Below are 17,968 nucleotides of genomic sequence, written 5' to 3' on the forward strand. Positions count from 1 at the left end.
AATAGCCAAAAAAAACGAAAATAGGTCACTGAATATTGAGCGGCGAGAAACAGCTTTGCGCCCTCGCCGCCTGTAGAGATATTACGAACCCATGCGGTAGTTCGGTGACTCTTTGGTGATGGTCACATCGTGAACGTGGCTTTCTTGAATCCCTGCGCCGCTGATACGCACAAACTCAGCTTTGGTACGCAATTCATCAATGGTTGCACAGCCTGTCAAACCCATGCATGAGCGTAGACCGCCCATTTGCTGATGGATAATCGCTTTCAGGTGACCTTTGTAAGCTACGCGGCCTTCGATACCTTCAGGAACCAGTTTGTCGGCAGCGTTATCGCTCTGGAAGTAACGGTCAGAAGAACCTTTAGACATCGCGCCCAGTGAACCCATACCGCGATATGATTTGAATGAACGGCCTTGATACAGTTCGATCTCACCAGGGGATTCTTCGGTACCTGCCAGCATCCCCCCCACCATGACGCAGCTTGCGCCAGCGGCCAGTGCTTTCGCGATATCACCGGAGAAACGGATACCGCCATCGGCGATAACAGGAATACCAGTACCTTCCAGCGCTTCAACGGCGTCGGAAACGGCGGTGATCTGTGGAACGCCAACGCCGGTAACAATACGTGTAGTACAAATAGAACCAGGGCCGATACCCACTTTAACCGCGTTCACACCGGCTTCAGCCAATGCTCTTGCACCCGCAGCCGTAGCAACGTTGCCGCCGATAATTTGCAGGTCAGGGAATTTAGCGCGAGTTTCGCGAATGCGCTGTAACACGCCTTCAGAATGGCCGTGGGAAGAGTCAATCAGCAGTACGTCAACGCCGGCTTCAACCAGCGCTGCAATGCGCTCTTCGTTGCCTGCACCAGCACCAACCGCAGCACCTACGCGCAGACGGCCATGCTCATCTTTACAAGCGTTAGGTTTGCGCTCTGCTTTCTGGAAATCTTTAACGGTGATCATGCCGCACAGGTGGAAGTTTTCATCAACAACCAGCGCTTTTTCCACACGTTTTTCGTGCATGCGCTGCAGAACAACTTCGCGAGCCTCACCTTCTTTCACGGTAACCAAACGCTCTTTCGGCGTCATTACCGCAGTAACAGGCTGTTCTAAATCGGTAACAAAGCGCACGTCACGACCTGTGATGATACCAACCAGTTCCAGATCGTCAGTAACGACTGGATAACCCGCAAAACCATTACGTTCGGTCAGCTCTTTCACTTCGCGCAGAGTGGTGGTTGGCGTCACCGTTTGAGGATCTTTTACCACACCGCTTTCATGTTTTTTGACGCGGCGAACTTCTTCAGCCTGACGCTCAATAGACATGTTTTTGTGGATGAAACCAATACCGCCTTCCTGTGCCAAGGCAATCGCGAGGCGCGCTTCGGTAACGGTGTCCATTGCCGCAGACAGCATTGGGATATTCATACGAATGGATGAAGTCAGCTGAGTGCTAAGATCGGCAGTGTTTGGCAGAACGGTAGAATGGGCTGGAACTAAGAGAACGTCATCAAACGTTAGGGCTTCTTTTACGATACGTAGCATGGGCAATATCTCACCAGAGTGGTAAATCAAATAGATTTAATATTGCCGCGGCATTATACAGGCCGAAAACGGTTGCCTCCAGTACTTTTTATAAAAAAGTCTTGCGAAGGTCATTCAAGCATGTAGTATCGACTGATTAACACCTTGATTTAGAGTTTGATCTACGTCACATGTCGCTGCCATCTTCCCCACCAATTTTTACCGTTAGCCGGTTAAATCAGACCGTCCGTCAGTTGTTAGAAATGGAAATGGGGCAGATCTGGTTATCAGGCGAAATCTCCAATTTATCTCAGCCTTCATCGGGCCATTGGTACTTCACGCTTAAAGACGATCGTGCTCAGGTTCGCTGCGCGATGTTCCGTAATAGCAACCGCCGTGTCACTTTCCGCCCGCAAAACGGTCAGCAGATTTTGATGCGTGCCACCATCACGCTGTACGAGCCGCGTGGGGATTACCAACTGATTGCTGAAAGTATGCAGCCCGCCGGTGATGGTTTGCTGCAACAGCAATTTGAGCAGTTGAAGCAACGCTTACAGGAAGAGGGTCTGTTCGATCCTGCCCACAAGAAACCATTACCGTCGCCAGCCCACTGCGTGGGCGTTGTGACTTCATCAAGCGGTGCCGCGCTGCACGATATCCTTAACGTATTAAAACGACGCGATCCGTCTCTGCCAGTCGTCATTTACCCGACCGCCGTTCAAGGCGCAGATGCACCAATGCAAATTGTTCGCGCCATTGAATTAGCCAACCAGCGTAAAGAGTGTGATGTGCTGATTGTCGGTCGTGGCGGTGGCTCGCTTGAGGATTTATGGAGCTTTAATGATGAGCGCGTGGCGCAGGCTATTTTTGCCAGCCTAATCCCTATCGTAAGCGCCGTTGGCCATGAAACCGATGTCACTATCGCTGATTTCGTTGGCGATCTGCGAGCGCCAACGCCGTCCGCGGCCGCAGAATTAGTCAGCCGCAATCAAACCGAGCTCATGCGCCAAATGCTTTCACAGCAGCAGCGCATGGAAATGGCGATGGATTATTATCTTGCTCGGCATCAGCAGCGCTTCACTCGCTTGAATCATCGTTTACAGCAGCAGCATCCACAGCTACGTCTGGCACGCCAGCACACATTGCTGATTAAGCTACGCCGCCGTTTGGATGAAGCGGTGCAAACGCGCCTGCGCCTGGCGGAGCGCCAGCAAGAACGTGCCAATCAGCGCCTAAACCAACAGCAGCCTTCTGTACGCATTCAGCGCCATCAACAGCGCATCGAGCAGCTTCACAACCGGCTGGAATTACTCGTCCAACGCCAGCTTAGCGGCAATCGTGAACGCTTTGGCGCACTCTGTTCGCAGTTAGAAGGCGTTAGCCCACTTGCAACGCTAGCGCGCGGATTTAGCGTGACGCAGCCACCAAGCGGCGGCGTGCTGAAAAGCATTAAGCAGGTGACTCATGGCGATCTGTTAAAAACCCGAGTGCAAGACGGGTGGGTCGAAAGCACCGTGACATCCATCGCAACACTGCCTAAAAAGCGTAACGTGAAACATGACTCGTAGGCCTAAATAGTGAGTTCTGTGATGTAGGTCACTTCGCATAATAAAAGCGGTGACCTGAATCCTGTTTATACCCACTTTCGTTATTCTGTCATCCCTTCCTTGCTTTATAGATAAAAACAACGCATTTAAATTTCACTTTGCTTTTGATTGGTTATGAATCGAAAGCTAAATGGCGTGAAATCGATGCAAAATAAAACTGTGATCCTCAGTGCATTCTATAAACACCCGCTTTGTTTTAATTCCTCACAGCCCATTAAGGCTATTAGGGGATCATCATATTTATTAAATATCTCCTAGTTCACAGATAAAACATTATCACCATTCGTTTTTAACAATGGCGGTTTATTATCATTACCTGTTTATTGGGAGTGCCCACATGTCGGACACAAAATCTTTTAAGTCAAGGTTATGGGAATTTTTTCAAAGTCTAGGAAAGACTTTTATGTTTCCCGTTTCGTTATTGGCCTTTATGGGTTTGTTATTAGGCGTCGGAAGTTCAATTACTAGTCCATCCACCATAAAAAGCTTTCCATTTTTAGGCAATGAATTAGTTCAGCTAACGTTTGGATTTGTTGCAACCGTGGGTGGGTTCGCATTCACTTACTTACCTATTATGTTTGCAATGGCAATTCCATTAGGTCTTGCTAAGCGTAATAAAGCCATTGGCGCATTTTCTGGTTTTGTTGGCTATATGATAATGAACCTTTCTATTAATTATTATCTTATGAGTAGTCATCAACTTGCCGATGCAGCACATATGAAGCAAGCTGGGCAGGCCATGGTATTAGGTATTCAGTCGCTTGAAATGGGCGTTCTCGGCGGGATTGTTGTTGGGGTTATTACCTATTTCTTGCATGAGCGTTTTCAAGATACGCAACTCCATGATGCTTTTGCCTTTTTTAGCGGCATCCGCTTTGTACCAATCATCACAGCACTCACGCTCTCTATCGTTGGGCTGATCATTCCGTTTTTGTGGGAATATGTTGCCATCGGCATCACTGCCATTGGGCGATTAATTCAGAGCACTAACGTATTTGGCCCATTCTTATATGGCGTCGGCGTTCTATTATTAAAACCATTTGGCTTACACCATATTTTATTAGCCATGGTAAGATTCACACCGGCAGGTGGCACCGAATTCATCGGCGGGCAAGAAATATCAGGAGCCCTTAATATTTTCTATGCTGAACTAAAGGCCGGCTTGCCATTTAGTCCACATGTAACGGCGTTTCTCTCTCAAGGCTTTATGCCAACCTTTATCTTTGGCCTACCTGCTGTTGCTTATGCTATTTACCGTACCGCTAAGCCTGAAAATAGACCAATTATAAAAGGACTTTTACTTTCTGGTGTTTTAGTTTCCGTAGTAACAGGCATATCAGAGCCGATTGAGTTCTTATTCTTATTTATTGCACCTTTCTTATATGTCTTCCACGTTATCATGTCGGGTCTAGCGCTTATGGTTATGGCACTTTTAGGTGTTACCATAGGGAATACCGACGGTGGGATATTAGACTTATTAATATTCGGTATCATGCAAGGAACGGCAACAAAGTGGTATCTCATATTCCCAGTTGGCATTATTTGGTTTGCGATTTATTTCTTTGTATTTCGTTGGTATATCCTCAAACACGATATTAAAACACCGGGCAGAGAAGATGATGACATCAGCGTGACTGCGAAAGCAGAACAGAAAGCTGAAAAGAAGAAAGGCTCCAAATACGATCCCGAGTTAATTCTCTCGGCGTTGGGTGGCAAAGATAATATCGACTCTTTAGATAACTGCATCACTCGCTTGCGCTTGGTGGTAAAAGATATGGCGCTTATCAATAAAGATATATTAAAGAAAGCAGGCGCACTTGCCGTCGTGGTTCTCGATAGCCATAGCCTACAGGTTATTATCGGCCCACAGGTACAAAGCGTTAAAACCGGCATTGAAGCATTAATTTAGCCCAAGGGAACCGTATGTATAATTTTGATGAGATTATCGATCGTAGCGTTGATAAATGCCGCAAGTGGGATTATGACTACGTCTGCTCACGCTTTGGGGCTGTGCCAAAAGATTTTATTCCCATGTGGATTGCTGACATGGATTTCAAATCGCCACCGGAGATCATCGCAGGGCTGCGCCAAATCGTTGAGCACGGTACTTTCGGCTATACCTATTGCTTTGATGAGTTCTATCAGGCCGTCATCGATTTTCAAGCTAAGCAGCATAATGCAGATATTGCTCGAGAGTGGATCACGCTCACCTATGGCACAGTCTCAACGCTGCACTATACCATTCAGGCATTCTGCAACGCAGGCGATGCTATTCTCATGAACACGCCGGTGTACGATCCCTTTGCATTGGCGGCAGAGCGCCAAAAAGTACGCGTAATAGCCAATCCTCTGGTTGCCGTAAATCAGCGCTATCAGCTCGATTTCGAAAAATTAGAGCAGCAGATAAAAGAGCACCAGCCAAAACTCTACCTGTTTTGCTCACCGCACAATCCATCAGGAAGAATTTGGACGGCGACAGAGATCCGTCGGGTGTCTGAACTGTGCCAAAAGTATCAGGTGATATTAGTTATTGATGAAGTTCACGCTGAGCATATTCTGCACGGCACCTTCATCAATGCCTTAAATGAGGGCTGTGCGCATGCAGATAATCTTATTCTGCTCACCTCCCCCAATAAGGCCTTTAATCTCGGCGGGCTTAAGACTTCTTATAGCATTATTCCCGATGAAGAATTACGTGCACGTTTTCGTCAGCAGCTAGAGAAAAACTCAATTACCTCGCCGAATATGTTCGGCGTATGGGGATTAATTTATGCCTATACGCAAGGATTGGACTGGCTAAAAGCCTTGAATAGCTACTTAGCTGAAAACGAACGTTATCTTTATGACTTCATTAGTGAGCGCCTACCAACATTAAAGATGATGCGTTCCGAGTCATCGTATCTCGCGTGGATTGACGTTAGCGCAACAGGAATGAGTGCCTATGATTTTACACATCGGCTGGCTCATGAAACCGGCGTAGTTGTTGAAGATGGCACGCACTACGTACAAAACGGTGAGCACTATATCCGTATTAATTTTGGCACGCCGAAAGCGCTTATTGAACAAGCGATGGTTCGTCTGGAAAATTTTGTTCAAAGGCACCGCGTGTAGGTGTAGGGAGCCAAACCGAGCTAGCGTAAGCTAGGCGCACGAATGCGCCTAGCTTAAAATTTACTCTTTAACCGCGTAGCTAAATACCACGCGTTTCTTGGAAATCATTCCATGACCGTTCGGGCAAAAATAGTCAACGGCGCCACAGGCTTTCAATTCCTGAAGTGGCTTACCACAATCTGGACACTCGACACGTTGCTGGTAGGTTTGCTGGCAATGCTGACAAAAATAATCGCCCTGCCGCCACGCCATTTCATGCTGACACTTCGGACAAAACACGTCCATTTAAACCTCCTAAATAACACCCCAGCCGCGTAGAAAATAAAGCCCCAGCGCCGTGGTGAAAAAAGATCCTACGGTAGTAATCGCAATAATATTAGCCGCTAAGGTTGCATTTCCGCCCATCGCTCTCGTCATTACGTAGCTAGCTGCGGCGGTTGGCGTGGAAGTGAACAAGAAAATAACCCCCAACGTCACACCACGAAACCCAAACAGCCAGCCGCCCAACGTCATAAGTACTGGGACGGCAATTAACTTAGCCGCACTAGAGTAGCCAGCCACGTTAGAAGAGCTGAACATGGCATGCCAATCGATACTTGCTCCGGTACACAGCAACGCCAACGGTAGCGCCATCGATGAAATAAATTTCCCGGTTGAGGACAAGACTTCTGGAACCGGTAGTTTGGTCAGCGAATAGCATAGTCCAAGAACAATGCCGATGATCAGCGGGTTAGTTATAACTCCGCGTAATATCTTACCCCAGCTGATTTTCTGCTGGCCATCTGAGCTCAATGTTCTGGTCAAGGTGACCACTGAAAGCACGTTAAACAGGATCACGGTTACAGCCATATACATCGACCCAACGGCAACCCCTTCGCTACCATAAGCGCTGGCACAATAGGCTAAACCTACAATAGCGGTATTCGCACGAAAACCACCCTGAACGAAAATACCTCGCTCACGCGGCTCTTTCACCAATTTGAGTGCAACCAATTCCAGCAACAAGAAGCTCACCACTGTTGCCACGCCCCCATAAACAACAAAAGCTAAATTATTGCCAAGCGTCGAATGATTGGTAGCAATGCTGAAAAAGAGCAGACAAGGAAGTGAGAGATTAAACACCAGACGGGTAGCGCCATCGCAGAAAGCATCATCTAATAGACGAAACCGGCGCAGCACAACGCCCAGCAGCAACATCAGTAAATTGGGCACCGTAACACCAAAGGCAAAACTCCACGTCTCCCACGACATACTCAAATCCTTGTTGGCGTTGAAAAAATAGTTTGCAGACGAAGAGAATACACTGAAAATTCACGGCGCTACCATAAAAAAATAGGGCGCATATTCTGCGCCCCATCATAACTTTGCGTATTAGCTATACGTTATTTGCTCTTTTTAATATGAGCAAGCAGACGTTTACGTTTACGCAGCTGAGTTGGATTCAGCATGTTACGTTTACCCGCATACGGGTTATCGCCTTCTTTAAACTGAATGCGAATAGGTGTTCCCATCACTTTAAGTGAACGACGGAAGTAATTCATCAGGTAACGCTTGTAAGAATCCGCAAGATCTTTCACCTGATTGCCGTGGATCACCACAATCGGCGGGTTATAACCACCGGCATGGGCATATTTCAGTTTTACACGACGACCACGAACTAACGGCGGCTGATGATCTTCCTGCGCCATGTTCATGATACGCGTTAGTAAGGATGTACTTACGCGGCGAGTCGCACAGTCATAGGCTTCTTGAATGGATTCAAACAGATTACCCACACCGCTGCCGTGTAATGCAGAGATAAAGTGAATGCGCGCGAAGTCCACAAAGCCTAAACGCAGATCCAGCATCTCTTTGACCTGAGTTTTGACGTCTTCAGACAGGCCATCCCACTTATTGACCACAATTACCAGTGAGCGCCCACTATTCAGGATAAAGCCTAATAGCGACAAGTCTTGGTCTGAAATACCTTCACGAGCGTCAATCACCAGTAACGCAACGTTCGAATCTTCAATCGCCTGCAGCGTTTTGATGACGGAAAATTTCTCAACCGTATCGGTCACTTTCCCACGCTTACGCACCCCAGCGGTATCAATCAGCACGTATTCGCGCTCATCACGTACCATTGGGATATAAATGCTGTCACGCGTCGTTCCCGGCATGTCGTAAACCACAACGCGATCTTCACCCAGAATACGGTTGGTTAGTGTGGACTTACCGACGTTTGGACGACCAACGATAGCAATCTTAATAGGCAGATCTTGAGGATTGAAGTCGTCTTCTTCCTCTTCAGCCATCTCATCGGCTTCATCCGCTTCAAGCTCAGCCCAGTAGGCCGCGTTAGCTTCTTCTTCCGTCAGCTCCCGCTCTGGTTCTGGCGCATCAACGAAGGGGATCAGCGCTTCTTCAATCAGCTGAGCAACGCCACGACCATGGGAGGCAGCAATTGGATAAACTTCGCCAAAGCCTAATGAGTAAAAATCGCCGATGGCAACGTCAGGATCGATACCATCAGTTTTGTTAGCAACTAAGAAAGTGGCTTTCTCGCGGCTGCGTAGGTGCTGGGCAATACCTTCATCGGCAGGCATTAAACCCGCACGAGCATCAACCATAAACAGCACGATATCCGCTTCTTCAATCGCCATTAACGATTGCTCAGCCATGTGCGTTTCAACGCCATTTTCAGTGCCATCAATACCACCGGTGTCGATGATAATGAATTCATTTCCATTAACTTCAGCACGGCCGTATTTACGGTCACGGGTCAACCCAGGGAAATCCGCAACCAACGCATCACGAGTGTGCGTTAAGCGGTTAAATAAGGTGGATTTACCCACATTCGGGCGCCCGACCAGCGCGACGACAGGTATCATTGTTGAAGCCTCTATTACTTAATTTAATTCCAAATACGCGGGGAATATTCACTCCCGAGCAAGGACTTTTCAGAAGACGAAACGGCTCCTGAGGTGATCAGGAGCCGTTCCCAGACGGCTAATTCGCCGCCCTAAATAATTGTTTTATTAGCGAGTAAATGCGTAAACTTTACCGCCACGAGCCTGAATAATCAGCTTATCGCTGGCTACCAGAGGCGCGCTGAGCAGACCAGAGCTGTCTACTTCTTGCTGAGCGACAAAACGCCCATCATCGGTATTGAGCCAATGCAGATAACCTTCGCTATCACCCACTACTAAATAGCCGTTATACAGCGCAGGCGCGGTCAGATTACGGTGCAATAAATCGCTTTGTTTCCACAGAGAAACACCGCCATCGGCGCTTAATGCCGCAACGCGGTCATCTTGGTCAACAACATAGATACGGCCTGCATCAACGATGAAATCGTTCACTGAACCCATCTCGCGTTTCCATTGGATTTGTCCAGAACGCAGATCCAGCGCCGCCAAGTTACCGTTGTAACCCAGAGAGTATACAACACCATCGACTACGACAGGGGTAGTATCCACGTCATTTAAGCGGTCGATTTCGGTTGAACCCATTGGCTGTGCAACACGCTGCTGCCAAATCATTTGGCCTTGCTGCATCATGATTGCGCTAACGCGACCATTGTCACCACCAACGATAGCAGCACCAAATGCCGTAGCAGGCGCTGACTCACCACGTAAGGTCAGAGAAGGCATATCAAGGTTAACGGTCCACTTGATAGAACCATCTGCTTCATCTAACGCCTGCAGCATACCGTTGGAGGTATGGATCAATACCAGACCATCGCTAATCACTGGGCGAGAGATAGCTTCACCAGCAACCGTCGTTTTCCACGCTTCGGCACCGTCTTCAGTACTCAGCGCATACACAACGGCACGTTCTGAACCAACAAAGACTTTTCCGCCAGATACCGCTAAACCACCAGACAACAGCGCTGTTTTGTGTGAGAACCAGCCATCTTTTTCAGCCAAGTTCACAGACCAAACAACGTCGCCGCTATCCGCATCCATTGCTTTTACTACACCCATACGGTCAGCCGCATAAATGCGGTTATCCTGCCAAGTTGGACGCAGGTGGGAATAGAACTCACCGACACCATCACCGACTGACGTACTCCACACCTTGTTCGGTGTGAATTGGTTTTCAACTTTTGGCAACGGTGACATGGTGACCACATCAGTTTCACTGCTGAACCAAGAGCATCCGCTCAAAAACGTCACAGACAGCAATCCGACCAAGAGCGTTTTACGCAATTGCATTGATTATCCCCTTAGTTGGATAAATTGTTCAGTTTCATGCGCAGTAAACCCTGCAATGACTGGGAAGCATCAGAGGCTAAGCCTTTGCTGTATGCTTCACGGGCGCCTTTTACGTCGCCTTTCTTAACCAGCACATCACCGCGAACATCCTGCGCCATAGCAACCCAGCCGGTCGCTTTAATTAAATCCAATGTTTTGAGTGCGTCGTCCAGCTTATTTTCCTGCAGCTGCACACGAGCTAAACGCAAATCAATCAGGGATTTCAGATTTTCGTCTTTAGTTTGACCTTGAGCCCAAACCAGCTGCTGCTCAGCTTTAGCAAAGTTCTTCTGGTCAACTTCATGTTGCGCTAGCTGCAAAGCAGCCAAAACACCATAATTGTTAGCGTTTTTTTCAATAAACTTTTCAGCCAACGCCACACCATCGGCTTTACCACCGGTCAGCGCTTCACTTGCTTGCTGATATGACTGGGATGCCCCGGTCATCTCTGCCTGCTGATGATTCTGCCAGTAACGCCAACCGAGCAGTGCGCCAATCCCAATTACAACACCAATCGCCAACGCCTTACCGTTTTCGATAAAGAAGCGGCGCAGGGCATCAACTTGTTCGTTCTCTGTGCTATAGACTTCCACTGTTCTCTACTCCTTTACGCCAACATTGATGCCAGGAGCGCCGCAACGTCATCCTGTGCAATAGTTTGCTGATCGCCACTTTGCAGGTTCTTAACATTCACCTGGCCCGCATTCATCTCATTTTCGCCTAATACCAGTGCAACGCGAGCGCCCCACTTATCAGCACGGGCGAACTGCTTCTTAAAGTTACCGCCGCCATAGTTGGTCATCAGTTTGACCTGCGGATACGCATCACGAATTTTTTCTGCCAAACGCATAGCAGCGCTTTGTGTGCCTTCACCGGAAGAAATCAGATAGACATCAACGGCGCGCTGAGGTTGGAAATCAGGGTTTACCGCTTGAACCAACAGAACCAGACGTTCCAAGCCCATAGCAAAGCCAACCGCTGGCGTGGCATGACCGCCAAGCTGAGCAACCAAGCCATCATAGCGTCCACCGGCACAAACGGTACCTTGCGCGCCTAAGCTATTCGTCACCCATTCAAATACGGTACGGTTGTAGTAGTCCAAACCGCGAACCAAACGCTCATTAACGGTATACGCAATGCCCGCTTCATCCAGCAATTTGCACAGGCCAGCAAAATGCTCACGAGACTCTTCGTCCAGATACTCTGACAGACGCGGTGCATCGTTGAGCAACGCCTGTACGTCTGGATTTTTAGAGTCCAGAACGCGCAGCGGATTGCTATACATACGGCGCTTGCAGTCTTCGTCCAACTTGTCTTTGAACTGTTCCAGATAGGCCACTAATGCATCACGATAGTTAGCACGAGCTTCCTGAGAACCGATTGAGTTCAGCTCCAGAGCAACGTGCTCAGAGATCCCCAGCGCACGCCACCAACGAGCCGTCAGCAGAATGAGTTCTGCGTCTACATCAGGACCATTCAGGCCAAAAACTTCAGCGCCCAGCTGGTGGAACTGGCGATAGCGACCTTTTTGCGGGCGTTCATGACGGAACATCGGACCGATATACCATAAACGTTGTTCTTGATTGTACAGCAGACCATGTTCGATACCGGCACGCACACAGCCAGCTGTCCCTTCAGGACGCAGCGTCAGGCTGTCACCATTGCGGTCATCGAAGGTGTACATCTCTTTTTCAACGACGTCGGTCACTTCACCAATCGCACGTTTGAATAACGGGGTCTGCTCTACAATCGGCAAACGGATTTCGCTGTAACCGTAGCTGGTCAGGACTTGTTTGAGCGCAGCTTCAATCGGCTGCCAAAGCGCCGTGTCTTCCGGCAGGTAGTCGTTCATGCCACGAATAGCTTGGATATTCTTCGCCACGTCAATTCTCTATACTATGTAATTCAAAAAAATGACCCCGATTATGGAGGATTGAAGCCATCTCATCAATCGGGAGCATTGTTTATTCAAAGCAAATGAGATTACAGGCCGCCTAAAGCGACCTGCTATTCAATTACTTCTCGTCGATCTGGCTGACTTCGATGCGCTTGTTAACATCCAGCATCGATGCTTTGGCACGGATCTTAGCCTCTAGCTGATCGATCATCTGTTCGTTATCAAAACGCTCTTTTTGACGCACACCGTCTTCATAGAAGCCGCTCTTGTTGTATCCGCCTGTCACGCCAATCGTTGAAACCAAGGCTTCGCCTGGGCCATTCACCACACAACCAATAATCGATACATCCATTGGTGTGATGATGTCTTCCAAACGCTGCTCTAGCGCATTTACCGTGCCAATAACGTCAAATTCCTGTCGTGAGCAGGTCGGGCAAGCGATAAAGTTAATCCCACGCGAACGAATACGCAGCGACTTAAGAATATCAAAGCCCACTTTCACTTCTTCAACAGGATCTGCCGCCAGCGAGATACGCAGCGTGTCACCAATCCCTTCGGCCAGCAGCATGCCTAAGCCCACTGCTGATTTAACCGATCCACTACGCGCGCCGCCTGCTTCGGTGATCCCAAGATGCAGAGGCTGATCGATACGTGAAGCTAACAGACGATAGGACTGTACCGCGAGGAATACGTCTGACGCCTTTACGCTGACTTTAAACTGATCGAAGTTAAGACGATCAAGAATATCGACATGACGCATAGCTGACTCGAGCAATGCTTCAGGCGTCGGTTCGCCGTACTTCTCTTGAATATCTTTTTCCAGCGATCCGCCGTTAATTCCAATACGGATGGGAATATTTTTATCACGCGCACAGTCAACAACCGAGCGAATGCGTGATTCGTTGCCGATGTTGCCTGGATTAATACGCAGACAATCAACGCCATACTCAGCAACTTGCAGCGCAATGCGGTAGTCGAAATGAATATCGGCCACCAGTGGCACTGAAACCTGCTGCTTAATCAGTTTGAATGCTTCAGCAGCATCCATAGTCGGAACGGAGACACGGACAATATCTACGCCAACACGTTCAAGTGCGCGTATTTGTTTTACCGTGGCATCAACATCCGTTGTTTTGGTGTTAGTCATCGACTGTACGGCAATCGGTGCACCATCACCGATAGGCACATTACCGACATAAATGCGGGTCGATTTTCTCCGCTTAATGGGTGACTCATTATGCATATTAATTCTCCATGAATGCCGTGCTATCAATTGAAGCGCGCATATTCTGCTTACAACATTTAACCGACAATCAGGTAAACAAAGTACTTGTACTGCCAACGCTGTACAAAATAAACCGCCTTGCCCCTGCTTAATGCAGAATGTCAGAGCGGTTCATTTCGTATTCACAGCACGCTGCATTCACCATAGGTGACTCTACCGAATCACTCAGCATTCAACGTCAAACGAGCAACCTGACTTGATTTGATAAAGCGGCTCAAATCAACTGGCTTACCTTGGTACGTGATATCCACGGCGGCTGGTGCACCAATTTTCAGCTTATACGGTGCCGTACCGGCTAAATCCAGTGAAGCACCGGATTTTTGCATTCCGCTGAATAGCGTTTTACCCGTTGCGTCTTTAACTTCTAACCAGCAATCAGCTTTAAATTTCATCGCTAAGTTGTTGGATGCTGACGCTGCAGAATCAACGGTCGCCCCTGCGGTTGGTAAAGTTGCACCATTCGCAGTGGAGGTGGTATCAACCGGAGCCTGACTAGGAGCAACAACGGTATTATTGCTTTGGTTTGGCTGGGTTTGAGCCGCTGTGGCTGGCGCGGTAGCGGCATCAGTAGGTGCAGCAGCCGCTTGGCCATTATCTGCCGTGGTCACTGACGAATCTGGCGGTGTACCGACAGACTCTTGAGTATCCGCAGATTGCGCAGCTTCATCAGAACCATTAGCCGATTCTGACGGTTGTAACTGACCATTTTTTGCCAGCTGAGCAGAAGACTCATCCGCCATTGTCGCAATATCTTCTTGTTGAGCTTTGTGATTTTCCCACCACCAAGAACCGGTGATGCCAATAACCACAAATACCACCAACCAGGTAAACATCATCAGCCAACCATCGCGCTTTTTGCGTTTTTTACCCAGTGAGAAGCTTTGCATCGGCGCAACTTTTGCCGCCTTCAACGGCGCCTGCTTTTCTAACAGCGGCGTTAGTTCGTCTTCCGGGATATGGACCAGTTTTGCATAGGAACGAATATATCCACGCAAAAACGTTGAGGCCAAATCAGCCGGAGCCTTGTCTTCTTCAATATCGCGAACCGTTGAAACTTTCAGGCACAGACGTTCTGCAACAGCCTGCTGTGTAAGTTCTAACTTTTCGCGCCCTTGGCGCAGGCGTTCGCCTGTAGTCAATGGAGCTGTTTGATCTTGGGGGGCTTCAGTATTCATTCGCTAGGAACTGCTGGTACTGTTGAGATTGTGGAAAATTTCGCGCCAGTTGTTTGCCATAACGCTCTAAGTTCGTTTGGCGCCCATCTAACGCAGCGAAGCGGATTTGTAACCATAGGCTATTGGCACTCGCCGGTAGAATATGATTGTAAACATCCAACATTACTCGCGCATCTCCGCGCTTCCCTTGGTCAAATTCTCGGATAGCTTCCGCAATTAGCGAAACTCCCTTATCCGGATCGCTCTTCAAAGCGCGACTAAATAATTTTCGCGCTTCGTCAGTCTGTCCTGCTTTTAGAAAACAATAACCTGCATTTTCGAAGCTATCTGCAACCTGACCGTAATCAGGAAGATTTGCAGCTGAACTAAACTGTTGTTGTGCCGCTACATACTGCCCTAAACTACACAGAAACGCACCGTAATTATTCATCACAGTGCCATTCTGTGGCGCTAAATTCATCGCTTTTTGATAACTTTTCTGCGCAGCATTGTTATCGCCCGTGCGTTGCTGGTAAAGCGCCATGCCAAGCTGGGTTCGGTAATCATCTGGAGCCGCATCTCGTGCTTTCTCCAGATTTTGTTGGGCAGCTTTTAAGTCGCCCTGATTCAAGTATTCCAAGCCAAGTTCGAGCCGGCTTTGCGATGCCGCAGCCATCTGCTCTCCTTCGGGTTTAGAGCTTGAACAGCCCACCAACAAACTCGCCGTCAGTAGTCCTATTACCCATCCCATTTTTAGCTTCATTGCTTTACCCCGTTATCCTTTTCGCTGAATCATCAAAAAATCTGACCAACAATGCTAGGGAAATCACTAATATGCATGCGCTCTGCGTCAGACCTCGCGAACCATAATAGGTTCACCGGCCATTTTTTTCTTAATCGTGCGTTTCGTGCGGTCAATAACATCACCGGCCAACTGTCCACAGGCCGCATCAATGTCATCACCACGCGTTTTACGCACAATTACGGTAAAACCATATTCCATCAGAACCTTAGAAAAACGGTCTACGCGGCTGTTTGAGCTACGTCCGTAAGGTGCACCAGGGAACGGGTTCCATGGGATCAGGTTAATCTTACATGGGGTATCTTTCAGACACTCTGCCAACTGATGTGCGTGATCCATACCATCATTGATATGATCCAACATCACGTACTCAACCGTGACACGTCCTTGATTAGCGTTAGATTTCTCTAAGTAGCGGCGCACAGCCCCAAGGAAAGTCTCGATATTGTATTTACGGTTGATAGGCACAATTTCGTTACGAATTTCATCCGTCGGCGCATGCAGAGAGATAGCCAGCGCCACGTCGATCATGTCACCCAGTTTTTCCAATGCAGGGACAACACCTGATGTCGACAAGGTGACACGGCGCTTAGACAAACCAAAACCGAAGTCGTCCAGCATGATATTCATGGCTGGCACAACGTTATTCAGGTTCAGTAAAGGCTCGCCCATCCCCATCATCACCACGTTGGTGATCGGGCGTTGGCCGGTAACTTTGTGAGCACCAATAATCTTAGCTGCACGCCATACCTGACCGATAATTTCAGATACGCGCAGATTGCGGTTAAAGCCCTGCTGCGCGGTAGAACAGAATTTACACTCCAACGCACACCCCACCTGCGAAGAGACACACAGCGTGGCGCGATCGTCTTCTGGGATATAAACCGTTTCTACACGTTGGTCGCCGACCTGAATCGCCCATTTAATGGTGCCATCGGTTGAGCGTTGCTCCTCGGCCACTTCTGGTGCACGAATTTCAGCGATCTCTTTGAGTTTGTTACGCAACACCTTATTGATGTCGGTCATCTCATCAAAATTATCGCAGCAATAATGATACATCCATTTCATCACCTGATCGGCGCGGAACGGCTTCTCACCTAACTTAGCGAAGAACTCACGCAGTTGTTGGCGATCAAGATCGAGAAGGTTAATTTTTTCCGACGAATTGGCCGGGGCAGGTTGCACAGTATCAACCTGCGCAGCATTTACTGGTGCGCTAATTTCAGACAAGTTTGACTCGACGACAATAGATTCAGACATAGCATCTGAATTGGATGAATGGGGGGTAGTTGTTGGATCTTCAGACATGCTTATAGACATACTAAACTCTGGCCTCGTTGTTACACTTTGCGGCACGGTATTAAAGTGACTGACCCGACAAGCGTAGTGCCTGTTGGCGACGGATACAAACCCAGTTTGCATCTGATTCAGTCTTGCTCGGTACAACACATTAAAAACACTTATTAAATAAAGCGGTTAGCAATGTGCCTAAAAAAAAGTCCCTGAGGATAATCACTCAGGGCGCGGTATTGTACTCGGTCTCTCATCGGTATGCTATGCCATTAGGCTTAGCTTAACGAATCAATTCCCGATTTGCGTAATCGATTAACGAGTGCGCGGGCAAACTTCATTGTTTGCAAAGAAATATGCGATTTCGCGCTCGGCGGACTCTAATGAATCAGAACCGTGAGCGGCGTTTTCAGTCAGGCTATCCGCATAGTCAGCACGTAATGTGCCAGCTAAAGCATTTTCAGGATTGGTCGCGCCCATGATTTCACGATTACGACGAACGGCATCTTTGCCTTCCAGAACCTGAACCATGATTGGGCCAGAAGTCATGAAATCCACCAGACCGTCAAAGAACGGGCGACCTTTGTGTTCGGCATAGAAACCTTCAGCCTGTTCACGAGTCAGATGAACCATTTTTGCCGCAACAATTTTCAGGCCAGCTGCTTCAAAGCGAGAATAAATAGCGCCGATAACATTTTTAGCCACCGCATTCGGTTTTACGATGGAGAAGGTACGTTCTACTGTCATTTAAACCTCTGTCTAACTTCCAATGAGAGCCGTTATTTCCGCTGGACCTTGGCATAACACCAATGATTCTAGGGATACTTTTTATGAGTTTACGAGCAGTAAGAGGCAGATGGAATATTTTTAGAGCACTAACCATTTGAATGAAAGGATTATTCTCTTATTTCACACCTCAAAAGCCGAACCCCGGCTATGAATCGCCGCCGATTATAGATGGGCGGCTAATATTTGCCTATTGAAATGAGATAAAAATGTTAAGGAAATATTACTTTTTTGATTTAAAGCACATCTTTCAGATGTAGCCCGACTAAAGGAT

At 48.1% G+C, this 17,968-nt stretch carries 15 protein-coding genes; 3 read left to right on the top strand and 12 right to left on the bottom strand.

The features are described from left to right. Positions 1-81: 81 nt before the first annotated feature. The gene (guaB, locus tag BN1044_RS12715; RefSeq protein ID WP_040046758.1) at positions 82-1,548 is read right to left on the bottom strand and encodes an IMP dehydrogenase; all 1,467 of its coding nucleotides are present in this window, start codon (positions 1,546-1,548) and stop codon (positions 82-84) included. 170 nt (positions 1,549-1,718) lie between these two features. Between guaB and xseA the strand changes: the two genes are divergently transcribed. From xseA to BN1044_RS12730, 3 genes are all read left to right on the top strand, one after another. Then, complete coding sequence (gene xseA / locus BN1044_RS12720) at positions 1,719-3,095, top strand: exodeoxyribonuclease VII large subunit (protein WP_072309022.1); 1,377 nt, start codon at positions 1,719-1,721, stop codon at positions 3,093-3,095. Between the two features lie 376 nt (positions 3,096-3,471). Next, the gene (gene malX, locus BN1044_RS12725; protein ID WP_072309023.1) at positions 3,472-5,043 is read left to right on the top strand and encodes a maltose/glucose-specific PTS transporter subunit IIBC; all 1,572 of its coding nucleotides are present in this window, start codon (positions 3,472-3,474) and stop codon (positions 5,041-5,043) included. A 14-nt stretch (positions 5,044-5,057) separates the two neighbouring features. Next, complete coding sequence (locus BN1044_RS12730; RefSeq protein ID WP_072309024.1) at positions 5,058-6,245, top strand: MalY/PatB family protein; 1,188 nt, start codon at positions 5,058-5,060, stop codon at positions 6,243-6,245. 60 nt (positions 6,246-6,305) lie between these two features. Here BN1044_RS12730 and BN1044_RS12735 read toward each other — a convergent pair whose 3' ends face one another. From BN1044_RS12735 to ndk, 11 genes are all read right to left on the bottom strand, one after another. Next, on the bottom strand, positions 6,306-6,530 hold the full coding sequence (locus tag BN1044_RS12735; RefSeq protein ID WP_072309025.1) for a zinc ribbon domain-containing protein: 225 nt from the start codon (positions 6,528-6,530) through the stop codon (positions 6,306-6,308). Positions 6,531-6,539: 9 nt separating this feature from the next. Beyond that, on the bottom strand, positions 6,540-7,496 hold the full coding sequence (locus BN1044_RS12740) for an AEC family transporter (protein ID WP_072309026.1): 957 nt from the start codon (positions 7,494-7,496) through the stop codon (positions 6,540-6,542). 131 nt (positions 7,497-7,627) lie between these two features. Beyond that, complete coding sequence (gene der / locus BN1044_RS12745; protein WP_043491279.1) at positions 7,628-9,115, bottom strand: ribosome biogenesis GTPase Der; 1,488 nt, start codon at positions 9,113-9,115, stop codon at positions 7,628-7,630. 147 nt (positions 9,116-9,262) lie between these two features. Then, entirely contained in the window at positions 9,263-10,441 is a 1,179-nt protein-coding gene (gene bamB / locus BN1044_RS12750) for an outer membrane protein assembly factor BamB (RefSeq protein WP_025800434.1), read from the bottom strand. An 11-nt stretch (positions 10,442-10,452) separates the two neighbouring features. Then, positions 10,453-11,073, bottom strand: coding sequence for a YfgM family protein (locus BN1044_RS12755; RefSeq protein ID WP_072309027.1), 621 nt, complete (start codon positions 11,071-11,073; stop codon positions 10,453-10,455). A 14-nt stretch (positions 11,074-11,087) separates the two neighbouring features. Continuing rightward, on the bottom strand, positions 11,088-12,362 hold the full coding sequence (gene hisS / locus BN1044_RS12760) for a histidine--tRNA ligase (RefSeq protein WP_072309028.1): 1,275 nt from the start codon (positions 12,360-12,362) through the stop codon (positions 11,088-11,090). Between the two features lie 133 nt (positions 12,363-12,495). Continuing rightward, positions 12,496-13,620 carry a flavodoxin-dependent (E)-4-hydroxy-3-methylbut-2-enyl-diphosphate synthase gene (gene ispG, locus BN1044_RS12765; protein WP_072309029.1) on the bottom strand — a complete coding sequence of 375 codons (1,125 nt, stop codon included), beginning with the start codon at positions 13,618-13,620 and terminating at the stop codon, positions 12,496-12,498. A 203-nt stretch (positions 13,621-13,823) separates the two neighbouring features. Then, positions 13,824-14,837, bottom strand: a complete 1,014-nt coding sequence (gene rodZ, locus BN1044_RS12770; protein WP_063585785.1) for a cytoskeleton protein RodZ — start codon at positions 14,835-14,837, stop codon at positions 13,824-13,826. After that, positions 14,827-15,579: a type IV pilus biogenesis/stability protein PilW gene (pilW, locus tag BN1044_RS12775; RefSeq protein WP_072309030.1), complete on the bottom strand. Its 753-nt coding sequence runs from the start codon at positions 15,577-15,579 to the stop codon at positions 14,827-14,829. Before pilW ends, rodZ begins: the two co-directional genes overlap by 11 nt. A gap of 87 nt (positions 15,580-15,666) precedes the next feature. Next, the gene (locus tag BN1044_RS12780) at positions 15,667-16,878 is read right to left on the bottom strand and encodes a dual-specificity RNA methyltransferase RlmN (protein ID WP_072309031.1); all 1,212 of its coding nucleotides are present in this window, start codon (positions 16,876-16,878) and stop codon (positions 15,667-15,669) included. Between the two features lie 345 nt (positions 16,879-17,223). Further along, entirely contained in the window at positions 17,224-17,655 is a 432-nt protein-coding gene (gene ndk, locus BN1044_RS12785; protein ID WP_025800427.1) for a nucleoside-diphosphate kinase, read from the bottom strand. Positions 17,656-17,968 lie beyond the last annotated feature (313 nt).

Origin of the sequence: Hafnia alvei, from assembly GCF_900095695.1 — a bacterium.
Classification (GTDB): Bacteria; Pseudomonadota; Gammaproteobacteria; order Enterobacterales; family Enterobacteriaceae; genus Hafnia; species Hafnia alvei_B.

What these genes read in the sequence shown, in the direction of transcription:
- BN1044_RS12730 (WP_072309024.1), top strand. Translation starts at nt 5,058, where the DNA reads ATGTATAATTTTGATGAGATTATCGATCGTAGCGTTGATAAATGCCGC.
- ndk (WP_025800427.1), bottom strand. Translation starts at nt 17,655, where the DNA reads ATGACAGTAGAACGTACCTTCTCCATCGTAAAACCGAATGCGGTGGCT.
- rodZ (WP_063585785.1), bottom strand. Translation starts at nt 14,837, where the DNA reads ATGAATACTGAAGCCCCCCAAGATCAAACAGCTCCATTGACTACAGGC.
- xseA (WP_072309022.1), top strand. Translation starts at nt 1,719, where the DNA reads ATGTCGCTGCCATCTTCCCCACCAATTTTTACCGTTAGCCGGTTAAAT.
- ispG (WP_072309029.1), bottom strand. Translation starts at nt 13,620, where the DNA reads ATGCATAATGAGTCACCCATTAAGCGGAGAAAATCGACCCGCATTTAT.
- malX (WP_072309023.1), top strand. Translation starts at nt 3,472, where the DNA reads ATGTCGGACACAAAATCTTTTAAGTCAAGGTTATGGGAATTTTTTCAA.
- der (WP_043491279.1), bottom strand. Translation starts at nt 9,115, where the DNA reads ATGATACCTGTCGTCGCGCTGGTCGGGCGCCCGAATGTGGGTAAATCC.
- pilW (WP_072309030.1), bottom strand. Translation starts at nt 15,579, where the DNA reads ATGAAGCTAAAAATGGGATGGGTAATAGGACTACTGACGGCGAGTTTG.
- BN1044_RS12740 (WP_072309026.1), bottom strand. Translation starts at nt 7,496, where the DNA reads ATGTCGTGGGAGACGTGGAGTTTTGCCTTTGGTGTTACGGTGCCCAAT.
- BN1044_RS12780 (WP_072309031.1), bottom strand. Translation starts at nt 16,878, where the DNA reads ATGTCTGAATCTATTGTCGTCGAGTCAAACTTGTCTGAAATTAGCGCA.
- bamB (WP_025800434.1), bottom strand. Translation starts at nt 10,441, where the DNA reads ATGCAATTGCGTAAAACGCTCTTGGTCGGATTGCTGTCTGTGACGTTT.
- guaB (WP_040046758.1), bottom strand. Translation starts at nt 1,548, where the DNA reads ATGCTACGTATCGTAAAAGAAGCCCTAACGTTTGATGACGTTCTCTTA.
- BN1044_RS12735 (WP_072309025.1), bottom strand. Translation starts at nt 6,530, where the DNA reads ATGGACGTGTTTTGTCCGAAGTGTCAGCATGAAATGGCGTGGCGGCAG.